Origin of the sequence: Agreia sp. VKM Ac-1783 (genome assembly GCF_900177765.1) — a bacterium.
GTDB lineage: Bacteria > Actinomycetota > Actinomycetes > Actinomycetales > Microbacteriaceae > Agreia.
Window position 1 is genome coordinate 34,983 of the sequence record NZ_FXWI01000003.1, and the last position, 14,475, is coordinate 49,457.

The window sequence follows — 14,475 nt, forward strand, 5'->3', positions numbered from 1 at the left end:
CTCCTTGGTTATGTCAGTTTGTTGACATCATCAGTATGTCAGAATGTTGACATGAGTCAAGGCGCTTCGGGAATCGAATTGAGCACGTCATTGGGGTACCTGATGAAAGAGGTGGCCAGTGCCTTGCGCGCGGCGATGGAGGCCGTGCTGCGCCCGCTCGGGATGAGTGTGACCCACTACTCGTGCCTCGAGCTGCTCGCCCAACGGCCCGGCCTGTCGAACTCCGAACTCGCCCGGGGAACCTTCGTGACCCGACAGGCGATGAACGTTCTGTTGCAGGCGCTCGAGGCTGACGGGCTCGTGACGCGTTCCGAGCAGCCCGCATCGGGGCGAGCACTGCCCACGCAGCTGACCGCCGCGGGCCGCGCCCAGCTCGCAACGGCGAGTGCCGCGGTGAAGGGGGTCGAAGACCGCATGAAGTCGCAGCTCTCGTCGAAAGATCAAGACGCTCTGCGCGCGATGCTCTCGACCTGCGCGGCGTCGCTGCGCGCCTAGCTCATCGGGTTCCCGTATTACAGGACGATGTGACCCGGTTGCGGCGCGTCACCAGAGGAAACGCCACGACCGGGCCGATTTGTCCTGTAATCAGAAAATCGGCCTAGGCCGGATCCGACAGCACCCCTGAGATCAGCGCGATGCCACCGGCGACGAAAGCGACGAGAGCGATGGATGCCAGTGCCGACGCCACCGCGGCCTGCAACGCCCAGCCGCGGGCCCGCGGAATGAGGCAGACGAGAAGAAGTGCCGCCGTCGGCGCGACCAGGCAGGCGATGAGGCCGGTGTCGGAGATGGTGACCCCGAGCGCGCTGAGAATGAGGTAGCAGAGTGGCACCCCAGCGACGCCGACGATGGCCCCGACGGCGATCGCGCCCGGCCTCAGCCTGCGAGGCGAGGGGCGGCTCTCGGCGAGCGGGGCGGTCGTGGGCATGCGCCCATCCTTCACCCATCGGTGGCCGAAGGGAACAGGCGTCGCCCGCTGAAGCTGCCGCAGAGAATCGTTCGATACGATGCTGAGGCACGAGCAGAGCCGATCGTCACGGTCGGTGGCTGCGTCCTGATCTCCGACAGAGAAGTAGACCGTAGATGACCGCATCGACCATCGACCCCTCAATCGCCCGCTCCTGGCTGCTCGTTTCAGGCATCAGATCCGAAGAGTTCGATGCGGCCAGCGATTCTCGCGCTGACCAGATCATTCTCGATATCGAAGACGCCGTCGATCCCAAGCTGAAGGCGGATGCGCGCGGCTCGGTCATCGATTGGCTCACCGCCGGCGGCGCCGGCTGGGTGCGCATCAACGACCGCAGCACAGAGTTCTGGAGCGACGACGTCGACGGCCTCAAGGGTGTTCCGGGCCTCTCGGGCGTGATGCTCGCCAAGACCGAATCTGCCGAGCACGTCACCGAGACGTTCGACCGCCTCGGCGGCACGGTACCCGTTCTCGCGCTCGTCGAGTCGGCGCTGGGAATCGAGGAGGCGCCGTCGATCGCCCGGGCTCGCGGAGCCTTCCGGCTCGGCTTCGGCAGCGGCGACTATCGGCGCGACACGGGCACGAGCGCCGACGATCTCGCCATGGCGTATCCGCGTTCGCGCCTCGTCGTGGCCAGCCGCATCGGCAATCTGCCCGGCCCAATCGATGGCCCGACGGTTGGCAGCAGCCACCCGGTGCTGCGGCAGAAGTCGGAGCACGCCGTGGCCATGGGGCTCACGGGCAAGCTGTGTCTCGACCTCGATCAGCTCTCGGTGATCAACGAGACCATCAGCCCCACGGTGTCGGATGCGACGTGGGCACGCGACTTCCTCGACGACTTCGAATCGCGTGGCCGGGTCATCCGCGACGGAAGCGACCTGCCGAGGCTCGGCCGCGCCGAGAAGATCGACCGCCTTGCCAAGGCATTCGGGATCCAGCCGATCGCGCGCCGCTAGCAGCGGGCGGAGTGCCGGAGGGCGCCCACTACCGGCACCCGCCGCAGGGGCTAGACCGCGCTCGAGTTGGCCCAGAGGTTGATGTCGCGGTCGCCGGCCAACTCGTCGATGCTCGAGAGCTCGTCGCTCGTGAACGCGAGATTCTGCACCGCGCCCAGGTTGTCGTCGAGCTGCTTCACCGACGAGGCACCGATCAGCACCGAGGTCACGCGCTCGTCACGAAGCGCCCACGACAGCGCCAGCTGCGCGAGCGTCTGCCCGCGCCCTGAAGCGATCTCGTTGAGTCCCCGAACCCGCGCGAGTGTCTCGTCGGTCAGCATCCGCTTCTGCATCGAGCCGCCTCGCGCGCCGCGCGAATCGGCGGGGATGCCGTCGAGGTAGCGGTCGGTGAGCAGGCCCTGAGCGAGCGGTGAGAAGGCGATGCATCCCACACCGAGGTCGCCGAGAGTGTCGAGCAGGCCGTCCTCGATCCAGCGGTTGAACATCGAGTACGACGGCTGGTGGATGAGCAGGGGAGTGCCGAGGTCGGCGAGGATACGAGCGGCCTCCACGGTGCGCTCGGGCGAGTAGCTCGAGATGCCGGCGTAGAGAGCCCGCCCTGACTGCACTGCCGTGTGCAGTGCGCCCATCGTCTCTTCGAGGGGAGTATCGGGGTCGGCGCGGTGGCTGTAGAAGATGTCGACGTAGTCGACGCCCATGCGGGCCAGAGATTGATCGAGCGAGGCGAGCAGGTACTTGCGCGAGCCATGGTCGCCATAGGGGCCGGGCCACATGTCGTAGCCGGCCTTCGTCGAGAGCACGAGCTCGTCTCGATAGCCAGCGAAGTCCTCGGCGAAGATGCGGCCGAAGTTGGTTTCGGCGCTGCCATAGGGCGGACCGTAGTTGTTCGCGAGATCGAAGTGCGTGACTCCCGAGTCGAACGCGCGGCGCAGGATCGCGCGCTGCGTCTCGATGGCCACGTCGTCACCGAAGTTCTGCCAGAGCCCGAGCGACACGGCGGGCAGTTTGAGGCCGCTTCGGCCCGTACGTCGATAGGGAAAGCTGTCGTAACGGGCGGGGTATGCGAGGTAGGTCATCTCTCGATCATGGGTCACCGAGCGGATGCCGCGCTACCCGGTTGCGCTGTCGGCGAGGCTGCCCAGAAAAAAGTTTGGCGAAGGTGCATCCAAACGATGACCTCCGAGGGAAGTGCTCTGTGTAGGCAGTTTTCTCTCCGCCCCTCGGGGCGCTAACAGGAGGTACCCATGCGCAAGACCCTCATCGTCGGCATCGCCGCCGGCGCGCTCGTCGCCGTTGCAGCCGCTCTCCCCGCATCGGCAGCGGAAGGCGACGCTCAGCTGTCGGTGCTGCACGCCGTTCCCGGCGTCACCGTCGACGTCTACGTCAACGGAGCGCTGACTCTCGACGACTTCACGCCAGGAACACTCGCCGGTCCGCTTCCGCTGCCGGCCGGAACCTACTCCGTTGCGATCACCGCTTCCGACGCGGCCGACGCCAGTTCGCCCGTCATCGGTCCGGTCGACCTCACGCTTGCAGCGAATGGAAACTACACCGCCGTCGCGCACCTCGATGCGGCGGGAAAGCCCACGGCGACCCTCTTCACGAATGACACAGCCACCCTCGCCGCCGGCGAGGGACGCCTGACCGTGCGCCACGTCGCCGCCGCCCCCGCGGTCGACGTTCTCGCCGGAGGCAGCCCCGTGATCACGAACCTCGCGAACCCGGGCGAGTCCGTGCTCACCCTTCCCGCCGGCACCGTGTCGGCGTCGGTCGCCGCCACAGGAACCACCGACCCTGTGATCGGCCCGGCCGACGTCGACGTGGCCGAGGGAACGAACACCATCGTCTACGCGTGGGGCAGCCTCGCTGACGGCAACCTGGCTCTCGCCGTGCAGACCATCGGCGGTCTGCACTCGAACCCCGGCGGAGTTCCCGCGGGAACGGCGGGTCTCGTCGCGACCAACAAGCCCGCTGACACGTCTGGTCTGCTGATCGGCGGTGCGTTCGCTCTGCTGCTCGCCGCGCTCGGCGCGGGCGTCGTTCGCAAGCGCCTGCTGGCGAAGGACGCGCGCTGACCGGCAGCCGCACCCCAGCCGCCGCGGTCCGGGCTCACGCAGCCCGGGCCGCGGCGTTCGGCGCGCTCGCGCTGGCGTCGGTTCTGCTCGTCACCGGATGCGGCGCGGCTCCCGCGTCGGTCGGCTCCCCGACGCCGACCGCGGTCGAGGAGTCTTCGAAACCCACGCCGACACCCACCGCGACCAGCGCGCCCGCCGCACCGGCGGCATCCGGGGTGCCTCGCACCGACGCGGCCCTCGGGGCGCATCCGGCCGAACCCGTGGTGCAGCCAGCCCGGGTGCAGGTTCCGTCGCTGGGGATCGATGTCGCCGTCTCACCGGAGGGCGTCGACGCGAAGGGCGCCCTTGCGCTCTCGGATGACCCGGCGATCGCGTCGTGGTATCGCTACGGGCCGACGCCCTGGAGCGCCTCCGGTACCAGCGTGATCGCCGCCCACGTCGACTCGTTCGACTACGGGGTCGGTCAGTTCGCGCTGCTCAAGGATGCGCCGTCTGGCACCGAGGTCGTGACGACGTCGGTCGACGGGCAGACGGCGAGGTTCTCGGTTGAGAGCGTCTCGATGGTCGACAAGACCGGCGTCGATTGGGCCGCCGTGTTCGACCGCGCAGGGGCGCACCGGCTGGCGCTCATCACCTGCGGGGGAGAGTTCAACTACAGCACCGGTCACTACCTCAGCAACGTGATCGTCTACGCGGTGCCGATCGCGTGATGGGTGATGCCAAGTATGCTCGACCGTACGCTGACTCATCGCCCAGAATCCCCCTCCGATCCCAGGTTTTCGCCTCGAGCGATCGGGGTGTCCACCAGGAAGCCGCACGCTGACGTGACCGACGTATCCACCGACGACGCCGCGCTGGTCGACGCCTTCTGCTCGGGCGACGACCGCGCCTTGGCGGGCGTCTACGAACGCTGGTCGTCGCTCGTGTACACGTTGGCGCTGCGGTCGTTGGGCGACTCGCGCGACGCGGAGGACGTGACTCAGAAGGTCTTCGTCGCCGCGTGGAGAGGGCGCGAGAAGTACGACCCCGCGAGGGCGAGCATGGGGAGCTGGCTGGTGGGGATCACGCGGCACTCGATCGCCGATGCTCACGAGACACGTAGCCGGATGCGCCGGGCTGATGAGGCGCACGTGCTCGAGAACGCGATGGCGATCACCGACGATACGGCGCATGTGGCCGATAGGTTGATGATGGCCGACGAGCTCGAGCGTCTCGACCCGGTGCCCCGCACGATCATGAAGCTGGCCTTCTTCGCTGATCTGACGCACGCTCAGATCGCGGAGAAGCTCGAGTTGCCTCTGGGTACCGTGAAAAGTCATATCCGTCGAAGTCTGTCTCGGCTACGAATACGTTTGGAGGTGAACGATGGCACACATTGATGCAGACCAGCTGGCCCTGATCGGGCTGGGCGAACTCTCGCCGAGCGACGAGGAGGCCGCCCACTTGGCGTCGTGCGCAGCGTGCGAAATCGACCTGCGCGAGCTGCAGGCGGTCGTTCACCTGGGCCGCTCGGCCGTGGGCGTGTCGCTCGACGCACCGCCACCCGAGGTGTGGGAGCGCATCCGCGCCGAGGTCGAGGCTGGCGAGTCGTCGGCCGTCGAGACCGGCGAGTCGTCGCCCGTGGAGGGTGAGCGTGCCGAGCCGTCGACCGCGACAGCCCATGTCGCCCCGCGACGGCGCCGCCGCCGGTGGAGCACTCGCTTCGTCGTGCCCGTGACTGTCGCCGCGTTGGTTGTGGGGATCGTCGCGGGAACCGGAATCGGCTCCTGGTGGCAGTCCTCTCAGAACGCCCAGACCGGAATCGCGCTGGCGGGGGCCGAACTCGATCCATTCCCCGACTGGGCGAAGTCCCGGGGTAGCGCGGTGGTCGAAGTGCTGCCGAACGGAACGCGACAGGTGGTCGTCGACGTCGATACGGCGGGCGAACCTGGCCCGTCAGACGCGAAGCTGCGCGAAGTGTGGCTCATAGCAGCCGATGGAACCGGCCTCGTCAGCATCGGCTATCTCGACGGCTCCGAGGGGATCTTCGAGGTTCCGTCGGGAGTAGATCTCGCCAAGTACTCACTCGTCGACGTCTCGGCCGAGCCCGACAACGGAGACACGACGCACTCGGGCAACTCGATCGTGCGGGGCGAACTGCGCACGATCTGATCGGCAGCGAGATGTCGCAGATGGCGACCTGGACGCGATGTCAGGTCGCCATCTGCGACATCTCAGTCGTCGTCGCTTGCGCGCTCGACGTCTGAACTGTTCGAGATGTCGACGGCTCCGTCGGCACCGCTGCCATTGCCTTCGGTGCGGGCACGGTTCTTGCCCTCGTCGACAACGCGGATGCTGCGGAGATCGTCGTCGAGTCCTCCGTCGCGGGCGTTGTCGGCCTTGATCTGATCTTCGCGCCCGGCCCGCTTCTCTTCTTCGGTCGCTTCGTTCGCGCCGTCCATGATGGGGGCGTCCTGGGTCTTGTCGTGTGAGCTCATATCGGAATCGTACGGCGGGGCCGTGACCACCGACATCCCCTTGCGCTGGCGACGTACTCGGTCGTCGATTCGCCGACCGCATGATGCCGAGCCCGGCTAGTACTCCAGCTCGGCGCTCGTCAGCACCGTGGCGAAGCTGCCGTCGAGCGCTGCCATGAACGACGCGTGCACCGTGGCGCCCGGGATCACCGCGTCGCCGAAGCTGAGGTCGGGAGCGGCGCAGGCGTCGCTCACGACGGTGACCTCGAATCCCAGCTCGCTGGCGGCGCGGGTCGTGGAGTCGATGCACATGCTGCTCATCATGCCGACGACGACGAACTCGGTGATGCCCTCGTCGGCGAGCAGCTGCTGCAGGCCCGTTCCGATGAAGCTGTTGGGCTCGTGCTTCTCGAGCACGATCTCGTCGCCGACCGGCGCGACGAGCGGATGGATGCCGATGCCCGGCGTGCCCGGCACGAAGAAGGGGGCGTCAGACTCTGTCGAGACGTGAAAGATGTGCACGACGAGCTCGCCGGATGCGCGGAAGTCGTCGAGAACCGTGCGCGCCGCGGCGGCCGCGGCGTCTGGCTCGACAAGCGGAAAAGCGCCCCCGTCGAAGTAATCGAGTTGGATGTCGACGATGAGGAGAGCGCGAGTCATCCGCTCAGTATGACGCCCTGTGCGCGGCGACAGAAGCGGGGCAAGCGCGAACCTGGCGGTCGTCTGTGCCCCCGAGCTTTGTCGGCATAACCGCATCCGGCTGTGGGGCGGCTCTCAGCCGACGACTCAAGAATAGTTGTCATGACAACTAAAAGAGGAACCCTCAGTATGGTCACTCGGGTGGCGGCGGCCGTTGCCGGCGTCGCCATTCTTGCCGGATGCTCCACGACCGGTTCGGCGTCATCGGCCGGTGACAAGGCATCCAGCCCGACGGCTGCTGCGGTGGTCGACACAACCTCGAGCGGCGGAACGAGCGCCGACCGCTCGAACTCGACGGTCGAAGCCGCCAACGAGAAGACGGTGCTCACCCTCATCGCGGATGTCTTCCCCGATCCCACGTCGGCCAAAGCCAAGGCCGAGGCCGAGGCCGTGATCGCCCCCGACGCGGTGGCGCACGGATCCGGCCTGACCGCGGGACCGAGCGGCCTGCTCGACCAGTTCGCGGCGGCGCACACCCGCGTCGCCAACGCCCAGGCTGTCGTCAAGCACGAGGCCGCCGACGGCGATCTCGTGGCCGTGCACTGGCAGGTCGCCTCCGACCCGAACGACGAGCGCGCCGGAGAGGCCGCGGTCGACCTCTTCCGCGTGACCGACGGCAAGATCGTCGAGCGCTGGTCGTTCGCGCAGCCGATCGCGACAGGCACCCCGGCGAGCGGCAACACGAACACCATGTTCAGCGACCTCTACGCGAACGCGGCCACGCCCGGATCGGTGACCGAGGCGCAGGAAGAGAGCAACCGGACCTTCGCGGTCGGCGCCTACAACACCCTCTTCCGAGACCAGGATGTCTCGGTGCTCGACACCTCGTTCGACCCTAGCTACCTGCAGCACAACGCCGTCGCCCCGAACGGCACGGCCGCGCTGAAGGGCTTCTTCTCCGGCTCAGCTAAGTTCCCGCCGCAGGAGTCCACGATTTCGCTCTCGGACGGCGACCTCGTGTGGACCTTCTCGCAGAGTGTCGGCGCGAAGGCGAGCGATCCGTTCCTCGCCGCGGACATCTTCCGCGTCGACGACAAGCTCATCCGCGAGCACTGGGACGTGGTGCCCGCGAGCTGACCTCACGGAGCGCGGTGCCTTTCGCCGAGCGCATGGGTTCATCCACTGTGGTGGTCGTCGACTCGCGCGCTCGGCGAAGGGCGTCTCTCCATCTGCCGCCACGATCCGCCGAGCAGCGGAGTCAACGTGACGGCCGTGTAGGCGATCGCGATGATGCCGAATGCCCAGTTCAGTCCGATGGTGTCGGCCGCGATGCCTCCGAGCAACGCGCCGAACGGTACCCCCGCCCACGCTCCCGCGTTCACGAGTCCGAACACTCGTCCGCGCATGTGCTCGGGAACACGTTCGAGCTCGACTGTTCCGAGAATCGGATTGATCGAGCCTGCCGCGAGCCCGGCGAGAGCCGTGATGGCGACCAGAACGGGCAGTGGCGCGCCGAGGGCGAAGGCGGCGCTAGAGGGCCCTCCCGCGATCGTGAAGCACACAGCCAGGGTGACCCGGCGACCGACGCGATGCGCCACGAATCCGAAAGCGATGTTGCCGAGCAGTGCGCATCCGCCCATTACGGCGACGAGTAGGCCCAATGCGGCCGCGCCGCCGAGCCTGTCATTCGCGTACAGGGGCAGCAGGGTGGAGCCGCGCGCGGCATCCATCAGATTCGTGATGAGGACGAGTCCCACGATGAGACGCATCAGCGGGTCACGGATGACGAAGCGCAGCCCCGCGGCCAGGTCGCGCCAGTAGCCGCTCGGCTCATCCGGCCTGTTCGCGCCGGCCAGCGAGTGTGCGTCGGCGGCGGTCGCAACGGGAGCGGCGGCGACGAAGAGCCAGGTGAGCAGGGCCGAGATCGCGAAGGTGGCGGCGTTGACGAAGAGCGCCGCGATCGGGCCCATGAGGGCCACGAGCAGACCGGCAGCCGTCGCCCCGATCATGCGGGCGAGGCGTTCCGAGCCGTCGAGCAGACCCACGCTGCGCTCGAGTCGGATGCCGGCCCGCTCGGTGAGCCGTGGCAGCATCACCCGCCGCGCGGTCTGGCCGGGGGTGTCGAGCAGGCCTCCGGCGAAGACGAGAACGAGAAGCGCCCAGAAGGGCAGCCCGACCGTGAGCGCAAGCACGGGGATCGCGAGCACGGTCGCCCCGCTGATCACGTCGGCGACGATGGCCGCGCGACGATGCCCGACGCGATCGACGACCACGCCGCCCAGCGCGCCACCGACGACGATCGGAACGGTGGAGAAGAAGGCGGCGATCCCCACCTCGACTCCGGAGCCCCCGAGCCCGAGCACGTAGAAGGGGATCGCGAACGTCGTGACGACATTGCCGGTCTGCGAGATGGCGTGGGCGGTAAGCAGGGCCGACAGCGATCCGAACGCGCGCCGCCGTTCACGGGATGCCGTCGGCAGCACTGCGGTCAGGGCCGGCGGTAGGCCTAGTACACCACCGCCACGGGCGCGGCGTCGGAGTCCGTGCGGCCCGCGCTCGCCTCCGCATAGCGGGTGACGAGGGCTTCGACCTCGGCGGTCAGCGAGGTGAGTTCGTCGACCGTGAGCTGCAGCAGGCGGTCTCCGGTCGCGCCGGCCTCGACCCACTCGCGCGGCATGGTCGGCGCGGCGTCGATGTAGTCGGAGAAGCGTGCGGCGTAGGCCTGCCCGATCGACTTCTGCAGCGCCCATGAGGCCGCTGCCTTCTCGGGGTCGTCGAGCAGCTCTGCCATGTCCCAGCTGGTGAGCGGTGCGGCGGCTTTCCACCACCGCTCCCGCTTGTCGGCGCTCTGCGGCTCGGCCGCCACGATGAGGTCGATGGATGCGAGCTTGGCGAGGTGGTAGCTGACCGTGCCCGGCGCCTCATCGACGATGTCGCCGAGTTGCGCCGCCGTCTGCGGCCCGTGCTCACGCAGCAGCACGAGCAGTCTGAGTCGGGTCGGATGCGCCAGCACGCGCATCGAGACGGCCGAGGTCAGCGGGCTGTGGCCATCGTTCGTGGGGGTCATGCAGCCACGGTAACTACACAAGAACTATTGCGCAACAGTTCTTGTGGATCTCGAGACTCGACTCAGGGCGCGGAGCTCAGCGCGAGAAGCCGCCGTTCGATCTCGAAGCGGTAGTCCTCGAGGGCGCGTCGCACGTGGTGAGCGGCGCGCTCGCCGGCGCGCTCCGAGTCGCCCTCCCGAATGGCATCCAGGATCTCAGCGTGTTCGCGGATCGCCCGCTCGGCATCGCGTACCTCTTGGCCCAGCTCGAGAAAGCTCACCTGCGCCTGCAGTTCGCGGATGCGCACCACGGCGTCGACGAAGAAGATGTTGTGCGAGCTCTCGGCGACCGTCGTGTGGAACTTCTCGTCGGCGCGGGTGAACGTGGCCCAGTCTTCGTTCGCGACAGAAGAGCGCCCGAGCTCGACCGCCTCGTCGAGCGCCATGACCTCCTTGGGCGTGGCGTGTTGGGCGGCGAGAGTGGCGGATTCGCGCTCCTGAACGGCGCGGAACCGGAACAGTGCCGCGATCTGGTCCATGTCGGTGGGGCGGAACGGCACGGGGTGCGCGCCGCGCAGCGACTCGGTGCCGCGTCCGACGAAGAGGCCTCGCCCACGCTCGGCCTTGACCCGCCCGATGGCCGACAGCATTTTGAGCGCCTCGCGCACGGTTCGCTGGCTGGTGCCGAGCTCCTTGGCCAGTTCTGTCTCCGTGGGCAGCCGATCGCCGGGCTTGAGATCGCGTGCCGAGATCAGAACGATGATCTCGTCGACCACCCGCTCGTAGGCAGGGCGGTATTCCTCTTCAGTCGACACGGGCGCTCCTTCAGGTACTCAGTGGATTCTCGCATGCTGGTGCTGGCCGCAGGCTCAGCACTGACGGGCTCTCAGCGGGTCACGAGGTCTCGGCCGACATCGGCGGGCGACCATGCGGCCACCCCCTCCCAATCGCCCGCGTGCACGCATGCGGCGGCACCCAACTGCGATGCCAGTCGCAGCCGGGTCTCGACGTCGTCGCCGCGGCTCAGCGCCACGAGGTAACCGGCGACGAACGCGTCGCCCGCACCCACCGTATCCACGACATCCACGGGCACCGGCGTGCCGAGAGTGGTGACGTCGTCGATGCGGGCGGCCGACCCGTGCGCGCCATCGGTGACGACGACGTGGCGGTGGCCGTCTGCCGCGAGTGCGTCTGCCGCCTCTGCCGCGGTAGCTTGCTCGCCGATCCACCCGGGCAGCAGCAGACCGACCTCGTCGACACTGGCGAAGACGATGTCGGCGCACCGCGCGATCGTGCGGTAAGTGGGACCCGCGTCGACTGTCGACCACAGCCTGGAACGATGGTTCACGTCGAACGACACGGTGCAACCGGCCTCGCTCGCCCGAGCCAACAGGCGCTCGACCGCGTCGCGGGCCGACGCCGACAGAGCGGCGGTGATCCCCGTGAGGTGGACAAGAGTGCCCGCGGTGAGCTCGAGACGATCGACATCGGAGGGACTCAGGGCGCTGCCGGCGCTGAGTGCTCGGTAGTAGGTGACGTCGGTGCGCCCGCCCGCGGTAACCTCTTTGATCAGCAATCCGGTGGGATGCGCGGGGTCGACGATGGCGCGCACGTCGACTCCCTCGGCCCTCAACTCGCGCACGACACGCTCGCCGAGGCCGTCGGCTCCGACGCGTCCCAGCCAGGTTGCTGCGAGACCGAGTCGGGCGGCGGCCATGACCACGTTGCCCTCGGCGCCGCCGGTGCTCACCGTCACATCGGGAGCTCGGCGCAGGCCGTCGACGGAGTCGGTGCGGAAGACGGCCAATCCCTCGCCCACGGTGACGAGACGGTCGATCATCGCGCGACCTCCTGTCTGAAGCGGCGGGCGCGCTCGGTCGTCTCCGCGAAGGCGCCGCGCACGATCTCCGCGCGCGGAGTGATCCAACTGGTGCTGACCGACGCGACGCCGTCGATCGCGTACGACGCCGCATTCTCGATGCCGATTCCACCGCTCGGCACGAACGAGATGTCGGCGAATGGCCCTCGGAGCGCGGAGATCATCGCGGCTCCGCCCAGCTGGGCCGCCGGAAAGAGCTTGAGCGTGCGGATTCCCTCATCGCGGGCCACCATCACCTCGCTCGACGATGCCACGCCGGGAACACACGCCACGTCGAGCGCGGCCGAAGCCCGGATGACCGGAATGGAGATGCCTGGGCTCACGATGAACCGGGCGCCGTTCTCGACCGACCCCTCGGCCTGCTGGGCTGAGAGCACCGTGCCCGCGCCGACCACGAAGCCGGGCACGCTCGACATGAGTCTCATCGCCTCGAGCGCTCGCGGCGTGCGCAGCGTCACTTCTGCGCAGGAGACGCCTCCGGCCACCAGCGCCTCCGCCAGCGGCACCGCGTTGGCGGGATCGTCGATGACCACGACGGGAAGGACCCGGATGGCGGCCAGCTCGTCGAGGATGCTCGTCATCGCGCGAGCCACCCTCCGTCGACGGGAAGAACGGTGCCGGTGACGTAGTTCGACGCGGACGAAGCGAGGAACACCGCAGCGCCGCCCAGGTCGGAGGCCTCGCCCCACCTGCCGGCGGGGATGCGCTCGAGAATCGATCTCGATCGGTCGGCGTCGTTGCGCAGTGCCTCGGTGTTATCGGTGCTGATGTAGCCCGGCGCGATCGCGTTCACCTGCACGCCGGATGCCGCCCACTCGTTCGACAGTGCTCGCGTGAGCCCGAGGATGCCCGACTTCGCGGCTGCGTAGCCGGGAACGTTGATGCCGCCTTGAAAACTCAGCAGGCTCGCGGTGAAGATGATCTTGCCTGAACCCCGAGCGATCATCGGCCTCGCGACCGCCTGCGAGAGCACGAAGTGACTCGAAAGATCGACCTCGATCACCCTGTCCCACGACGACAGAGGGTGGTCGACGGCAGGCGCGCGTTCGATCGTGCCCGCGTTGTTGACCAGGATGTCTGGCGCCCGTTCCGCGAGTTCGTCGCCGAGTGCCTCGACGGCTGCCCGGTCGGAGAAATCGACCGTGCGGGCCTCGAACTGCCGCCCCAATGCGCGGATCTCGCCCGCCACGTCGTCGGCGGCGGCTGCGTTCGCGCTGACCCCGACGACATCGGCGCCGGCCTCGGCAAGCGCCCGAGCCATGGATCGGCCGATGCCACGCCGGGCTCCGGTGACGACGGCGAGCCTGCCAGAAAGGTCGAACAGGCCGGTCATGCGCCGGCCTCCGAGCCTGCGGCGACGTCGACAAGCACCTTGAGGGCCTGCCCCGATGCGAGCTCGTCGATGGCCTTGCCGGTCTCCTCGAGTGGAACGACGGAGGTCACCAGCGCATCGACCGGAATCACGCCGCTCGCCAACAGCTCGACCGCACGCTCGAAGTCCGAGCGCTGGTATACACGCGCACCGAGAATGCGCAGCTCCCGCCAGAAGACTCGCTGGAGGTCGATCTCGCGCGGAGTCGAATGGATGGCGACGACCACGAGGGTGCCGCGCACCTTGAGCAGGCCCGTTGCCTGGCGCACCGCGGCGGCGGCGCCGGAGACCTCGAAGACGACGTCGGCGCCGTTCCCCTCCGTCCAGTCGGCCACGGTCGCGTCGATGTCGGTGGGGGCGACCGCCTCGAAGCCGAGAGCTGCGACGCGGTCGCGGCGCGCGGCATCCAATTCGACGACGACGACTCGAGCGCCCGCGTGCCGGGCGACCGTGGCGATGAGCACGCCGATCGGGCCGCCGCCGAGCACCACGACGGTGTCGCCGACCTGCAGTCCTGAGCGGCGAACGTCGTGCACCGCGACCGCGGTCGGCTCGACCAGTGCGGCGTCGCGCAGCTCCATGGTCTCGGGAAGGCGCACAAGCGTGGTGGCCGGCACGGTCCAGAGTTCCTGCAAGGCGCCGGGGGAGTCGATGCCCACGAACGTGAGGTTCTGGCAGATGTGCTGATTGCCGGCGAGACACGCGGCGCAGCTGTTGTCCCACAGCAGGGGCATCACGGTCACCCGGTCGCCGACCTGCCACTCGGCGACGCCGTCGCCGAGCGCCTCGATGGTGCCGGATGCCTCGTGCCCGAACACGAGGGGCGTCGCGACCCGCGCATCCATATTTCCGTGCGCGATGTGCAGGTCCGTTCCGCACAACCCGCAATAGGCCACGCGGATGCGGGCCTCGCCCGGCCCCGGCTCGTTCTGCTCGGCTGTGATCGTCTCGATGCGGCCATCGCCGACGTATGCAGCACCCCTCATTGGGTTCTCACTTTCCTGCGTGGAAAATCCACGGTTGATAAACGGGTCGTCATTCATTATGTTGCACTTGACGCAAATGATCGTCAATGAAGTCGACCA

At 68.2% G+C, this 14,475-nt stretch carries 19 protein-coding genes; 7 read left to right on the forward strand and 12 right to left on the reverse strand.

Translation table 11 applies throughout. The annotated features are described in order from the left end of the window. The first annotated feature begins 51 nt into the window (after positions 1-51). The gene (locus tag CCK87_RS09900) at positions 52-495 is read left to right on the forward strand and encodes a MarR family transcriptional regulator (protein ID WP_086461306.1); all 444 of its coding nucleotides are present in this window, start codon (positions 52-54) and stop codon (positions 493-495) included. A 103-nt stretch (positions 496-598) separates the two neighbouring features. Here the strand turns inward: CCK87_RS09900 and CCK87_RS09905 are convergent, their stop codons facing one another. Then, a complete protein-coding gene (locus CCK87_RS09905; protein WP_140162808.1) occupies positions 599-928 on the reverse strand; it encodes a hypothetical protein in 330 nt (109 codons plus the stop codon). A 155-nt stretch (positions 929-1,083) separates the two neighbouring features. Here CCK87_RS09905 and CCK87_RS09910 point away from each other — a divergent pair, with 155 nt between their 5' ends. After that, positions 1,084-1,923: a CoA ester lyase gene (locus CCK87_RS09910; RefSeq protein ID WP_086461308.1), complete on the forward strand. Its 840-nt coding sequence runs from the start codon at positions 1,084-1,086 to the stop codon at positions 1,921-1,923. A 50-nt stretch (positions 1,924-1,973) separates the two neighbouring features. Here CCK87_RS09910 and mgrA read toward each other — a convergent pair whose 3' ends face one another. After that, positions 1,974-2,999, reverse strand: coding sequence for an L-glyceraldehyde 3-phosphate reductase (gene mgrA, locus CCK87_RS09915; protein WP_086461309.1), 1,026 nt, complete (start codon positions 2,997-2,999; stop codon positions 1,974-1,976). A gap of 168 nt (positions 3,000-3,167) precedes the next feature. Between mgrA and CCK87_RS09920 the strand changes: the two genes are divergently transcribed. Beyond that, positions 3,168-3,998, forward strand: a complete 831-nt coding sequence (locus CCK87_RS09920) for a DUF4397 domain-containing protein (RefSeq protein WP_086461310.1) — start codon at positions 3,168-3,170, stop codon at positions 3,996-3,998. Positions 3,999-4,032: 34 nt separating this feature from the next. Here CCK87_RS09920 and CCK87_RS18260 read toward each other — a convergent pair whose 3' ends face one another. After that, entirely contained in the window at positions 4,033-4,224 is a 192-nt protein-coding gene (locus CCK87_RS18260) for a hypothetical protein (protein WP_170927230.1), read from the reverse strand. On the opposite strand from CCK87_RS18260, the gene CCK87_RS09925 reads away from it, so the two are divergent. The 3 genes from CCK87_RS09925 (at position 4,214) to CCK87_RS09935 (ending at position 6,149) form a co-directional block, all read left to right on the forward strand. Further along, positions 4,214-4,708, forward strand: a complete 495-nt coding sequence (locus CCK87_RS09925; protein ID WP_170927231.1) for a class F sortase — start codon at positions 4,214-4,216, stop codon at positions 4,706-4,708. The genes CCK87_RS18260 and CCK87_RS09925 overlap by 11 nt on opposite strands. A 114-nt stretch (positions 4,709-4,822) precedes the next feature. After that, positions 4,823-5,377, forward strand: coding sequence for a sigma-70 family RNA polymerase sigma factor (locus tag CCK87_RS09930; RefSeq protein ID WP_249273832.1), 555 nt, complete (start codon positions 4,823-4,825; stop codon positions 5,375-5,377). Next, positions 5,364-6,149 (forward strand): anti-sigma factor, encoded by a 786-nt coding sequence (locus CCK87_RS09935; RefSeq protein WP_086461313.1) that lies wholly within the window; start codon positions 5,364-5,366, stop codon positions 6,147-6,149. The genes CCK87_RS09930 and CCK87_RS09935 overlap by 14 nt, the downstream gene beginning before the upstream one ends. Before the next feature lie 62 nt (positions 6,150-6,211). Here the strand turns inward: CCK87_RS09935 and CCK87_RS09940 are convergent, their stop codons facing one another. Further along, on the reverse strand, positions 6,212-6,475 hold the full coding sequence (locus CCK87_RS09940) for a hypothetical protein (RefSeq protein WP_140162809.1): 264 nt from the start codon (positions 6,473-6,475) through the stop codon (positions 6,212-6,214). A 96-nt stretch (positions 6,476-6,571) separates the two neighbouring features. Then, positions 6,572-7,114: a cysteine hydrolase family protein gene (locus tag CCK87_RS09945; protein WP_086461315.1), complete on the reverse strand. Its 543-nt coding sequence runs from the start codon at positions 7,112-7,114 to the stop codon at positions 6,572-6,574. A 141-nt stretch (positions 7,115-7,255) separates the two neighbouring features. On the opposite strand from CCK87_RS09945, the gene CCK87_RS09950 reads away from it, so the two are divergent. Further along, positions 7,256-8,230: a nuclear transport factor 2 family protein gene (locus tag CCK87_RS09950; RefSeq protein WP_086461316.1), complete on the forward strand. Its 975-nt coding sequence runs from the start codon at positions 7,256-7,258 to the stop codon at positions 8,228-8,230. A gap of 38 nt (positions 8,231-8,268) precedes the next feature. Here the strand turns inward: CCK87_RS09950 and CCK87_RS09955 are convergent, their stop codons facing one another. From CCK87_RS09955 to CCK87_RS09985, 7 genes are all read right to left on the reverse strand, one after another. Then, positions 8,269-9,576 (reverse strand): MFS transporter, encoded by a 1,308-nt coding sequence (locus CCK87_RS09955; RefSeq protein WP_249273833.1) that lies wholly within the window; start codon positions 9,574-9,576, stop codon positions 8,269-8,271. A 23-nt stretch (positions 9,577-9,599) separates the two neighbouring features. Further along, entirely contained in the window at positions 9,600-10,160 is a 561-nt protein-coding gene (locus CCK87_RS18580) for a helix-turn-helix domain-containing protein (protein ID WP_086461318.1), read from the reverse strand. A 62-nt stretch (positions 10,161-10,222) separates the two neighbouring features. Next, positions 10,223-10,954 (reverse strand): FCD domain-containing protein, encoded by a 732-nt coding sequence (locus CCK87_RS09965; protein WP_086461319.1) that lies wholly within the window; start codon positions 10,952-10,954, stop codon positions 10,223-10,225. 71 nt (positions 10,955-11,025) lie between these two features. Continuing rightward, positions 11,026-11,979, reverse strand: a complete 954-nt coding sequence (locus CCK87_RS09970) for a sugar kinase (protein ID WP_086461320.1) — start codon at positions 11,977-11,979, stop codon at positions 11,026-11,028. After that, positions 11,976-12,599, reverse strand: coding sequence for a bifunctional 4-hydroxy-2-oxoglutarate aldolase/2-dehydro-3-deoxy-phosphogluconate aldolase (gene eda, locus CCK87_RS09975; protein ID WP_086461968.1), 624 nt, complete (start codon positions 12,597-12,599; stop codon positions 11,976-11,978). The genes CCK87_RS09970 and eda overlap by 4 nt, the downstream gene beginning before the upstream one ends. After that, positions 12,596-13,351: an SDR family oxidoreductase gene (locus CCK87_RS09980; protein WP_086461321.1), complete on the reverse strand. Its 756-nt coding sequence runs from the start codon at positions 13,349-13,351 to the stop codon at positions 12,596-12,598. The genes eda and CCK87_RS09980 overlap by 4 nt, the downstream gene beginning before the upstream one ends. Beyond that, positions 13,348-14,376 carry an alcohol dehydrogenase catalytic domain-containing protein gene (locus CCK87_RS09985; protein ID WP_086461322.1) on the reverse strand — a complete coding sequence of 343 codons (1,029 nt, stop codon included), beginning with the start codon at positions 14,374-14,376 and terminating at the stop codon, positions 13,348-13,350. The genes CCK87_RS09980 and CCK87_RS09985 overlap by 4 nt, the downstream gene beginning before the upstream one ends. Positions 14,377-14,475: the final 99 nt, after the last annotated feature.

Coding starts and splice junctions, on each gene's coding strand:
- CCK87_RS09900 (WP_086461306.1), top strand. CDS start 52: ATGAGTCAAGGCGCTTCGGGAATCGAATTGAGCACGTCATTGGGGTAC.
- CCK87_RS09905 (WP_140162808.1), bottom strand. CDS start 928: ATGCCCACGACCGCCCCGCTCGCCGAGAGCCGCCCCTCGCCTCGCAGG.
- CCK87_RS09910 (WP_086461308.1), top strand. CDS start 1,084: ATGACCGCATCGACCATCGACCCCTCAATCGCCCGCTCCTGGCTGCTC.
- mgrA (WP_086461309.1), bottom strand. CDS start 2,999: ATGACCTACCTCGCATACCCCGCCCGTTACGACAGCTTTCCCTATCGA.
- CCK87_RS09920 (WP_086461310.1), top strand. CDS start 3,168: ATGCGCAAGACCCTCATCGTCGGCATCGCCGCCGGCGCGCTCGTCGCC.
- CCK87_RS09935 (WP_086461313.1), top strand. CDS start 5,364: ATGGCACACATTGATGCAGACCAGCTGGCCCTGATCGGGCTGGGCGAA.
- CCK87_RS09940 (WP_140162809.1), bottom strand. CDS start 6,475: ATGAGCTCACACGACAAGACCCAGGACGCCCCCATCATGGACGGCGCG.
- CCK87_RS09945 (WP_086461315.1), bottom strand. CDS start 7,114: ATGACTCGCGCTCTCCTCATCGTCGACATCCAACTCGATTACTTCGAC.
- CCK87_RS09950 (WP_086461316.1), top strand. CDS start 7,256: ATGACAACTAAAAGAGGAACCCTCAGTATGGTCACTCGGGTGGCGGCG.
- CCK87_RS18580 (WP_086461318.1), bottom strand. CDS start 10,160: ATGACCCCCACGAACGATGGCCACAGCCCGCTGACCTCGGCCGTCTCG.
- CCK87_RS09970 (WP_086461320.1), bottom strand. CDS start 11,979: ATGATCGACCGTCTCGTCACCGTGGGCGAGGGATTGGCCGTCTTCCGC.
- eda (WP_086461968.1), bottom strand. CDS start 12,599: ATGACGAGCATCCTCGACGAGCTGGCCGCCATCCGGGTCCTTCCCGTC.
- CCK87_RS09980 (WP_086461321.1), bottom strand. CDS start 13,351: ATGACCGGCCTGTTCGACCTTTCTGGCAGGCTCGCCGTCGTCACCGGA.
- CCK87_RS09985 (WP_086461322.1), bottom strand. CDS start 14,376: ATGAGGGGTGCTGCATACGTCGGCGATGGCCGCATCGAGACGATCACA.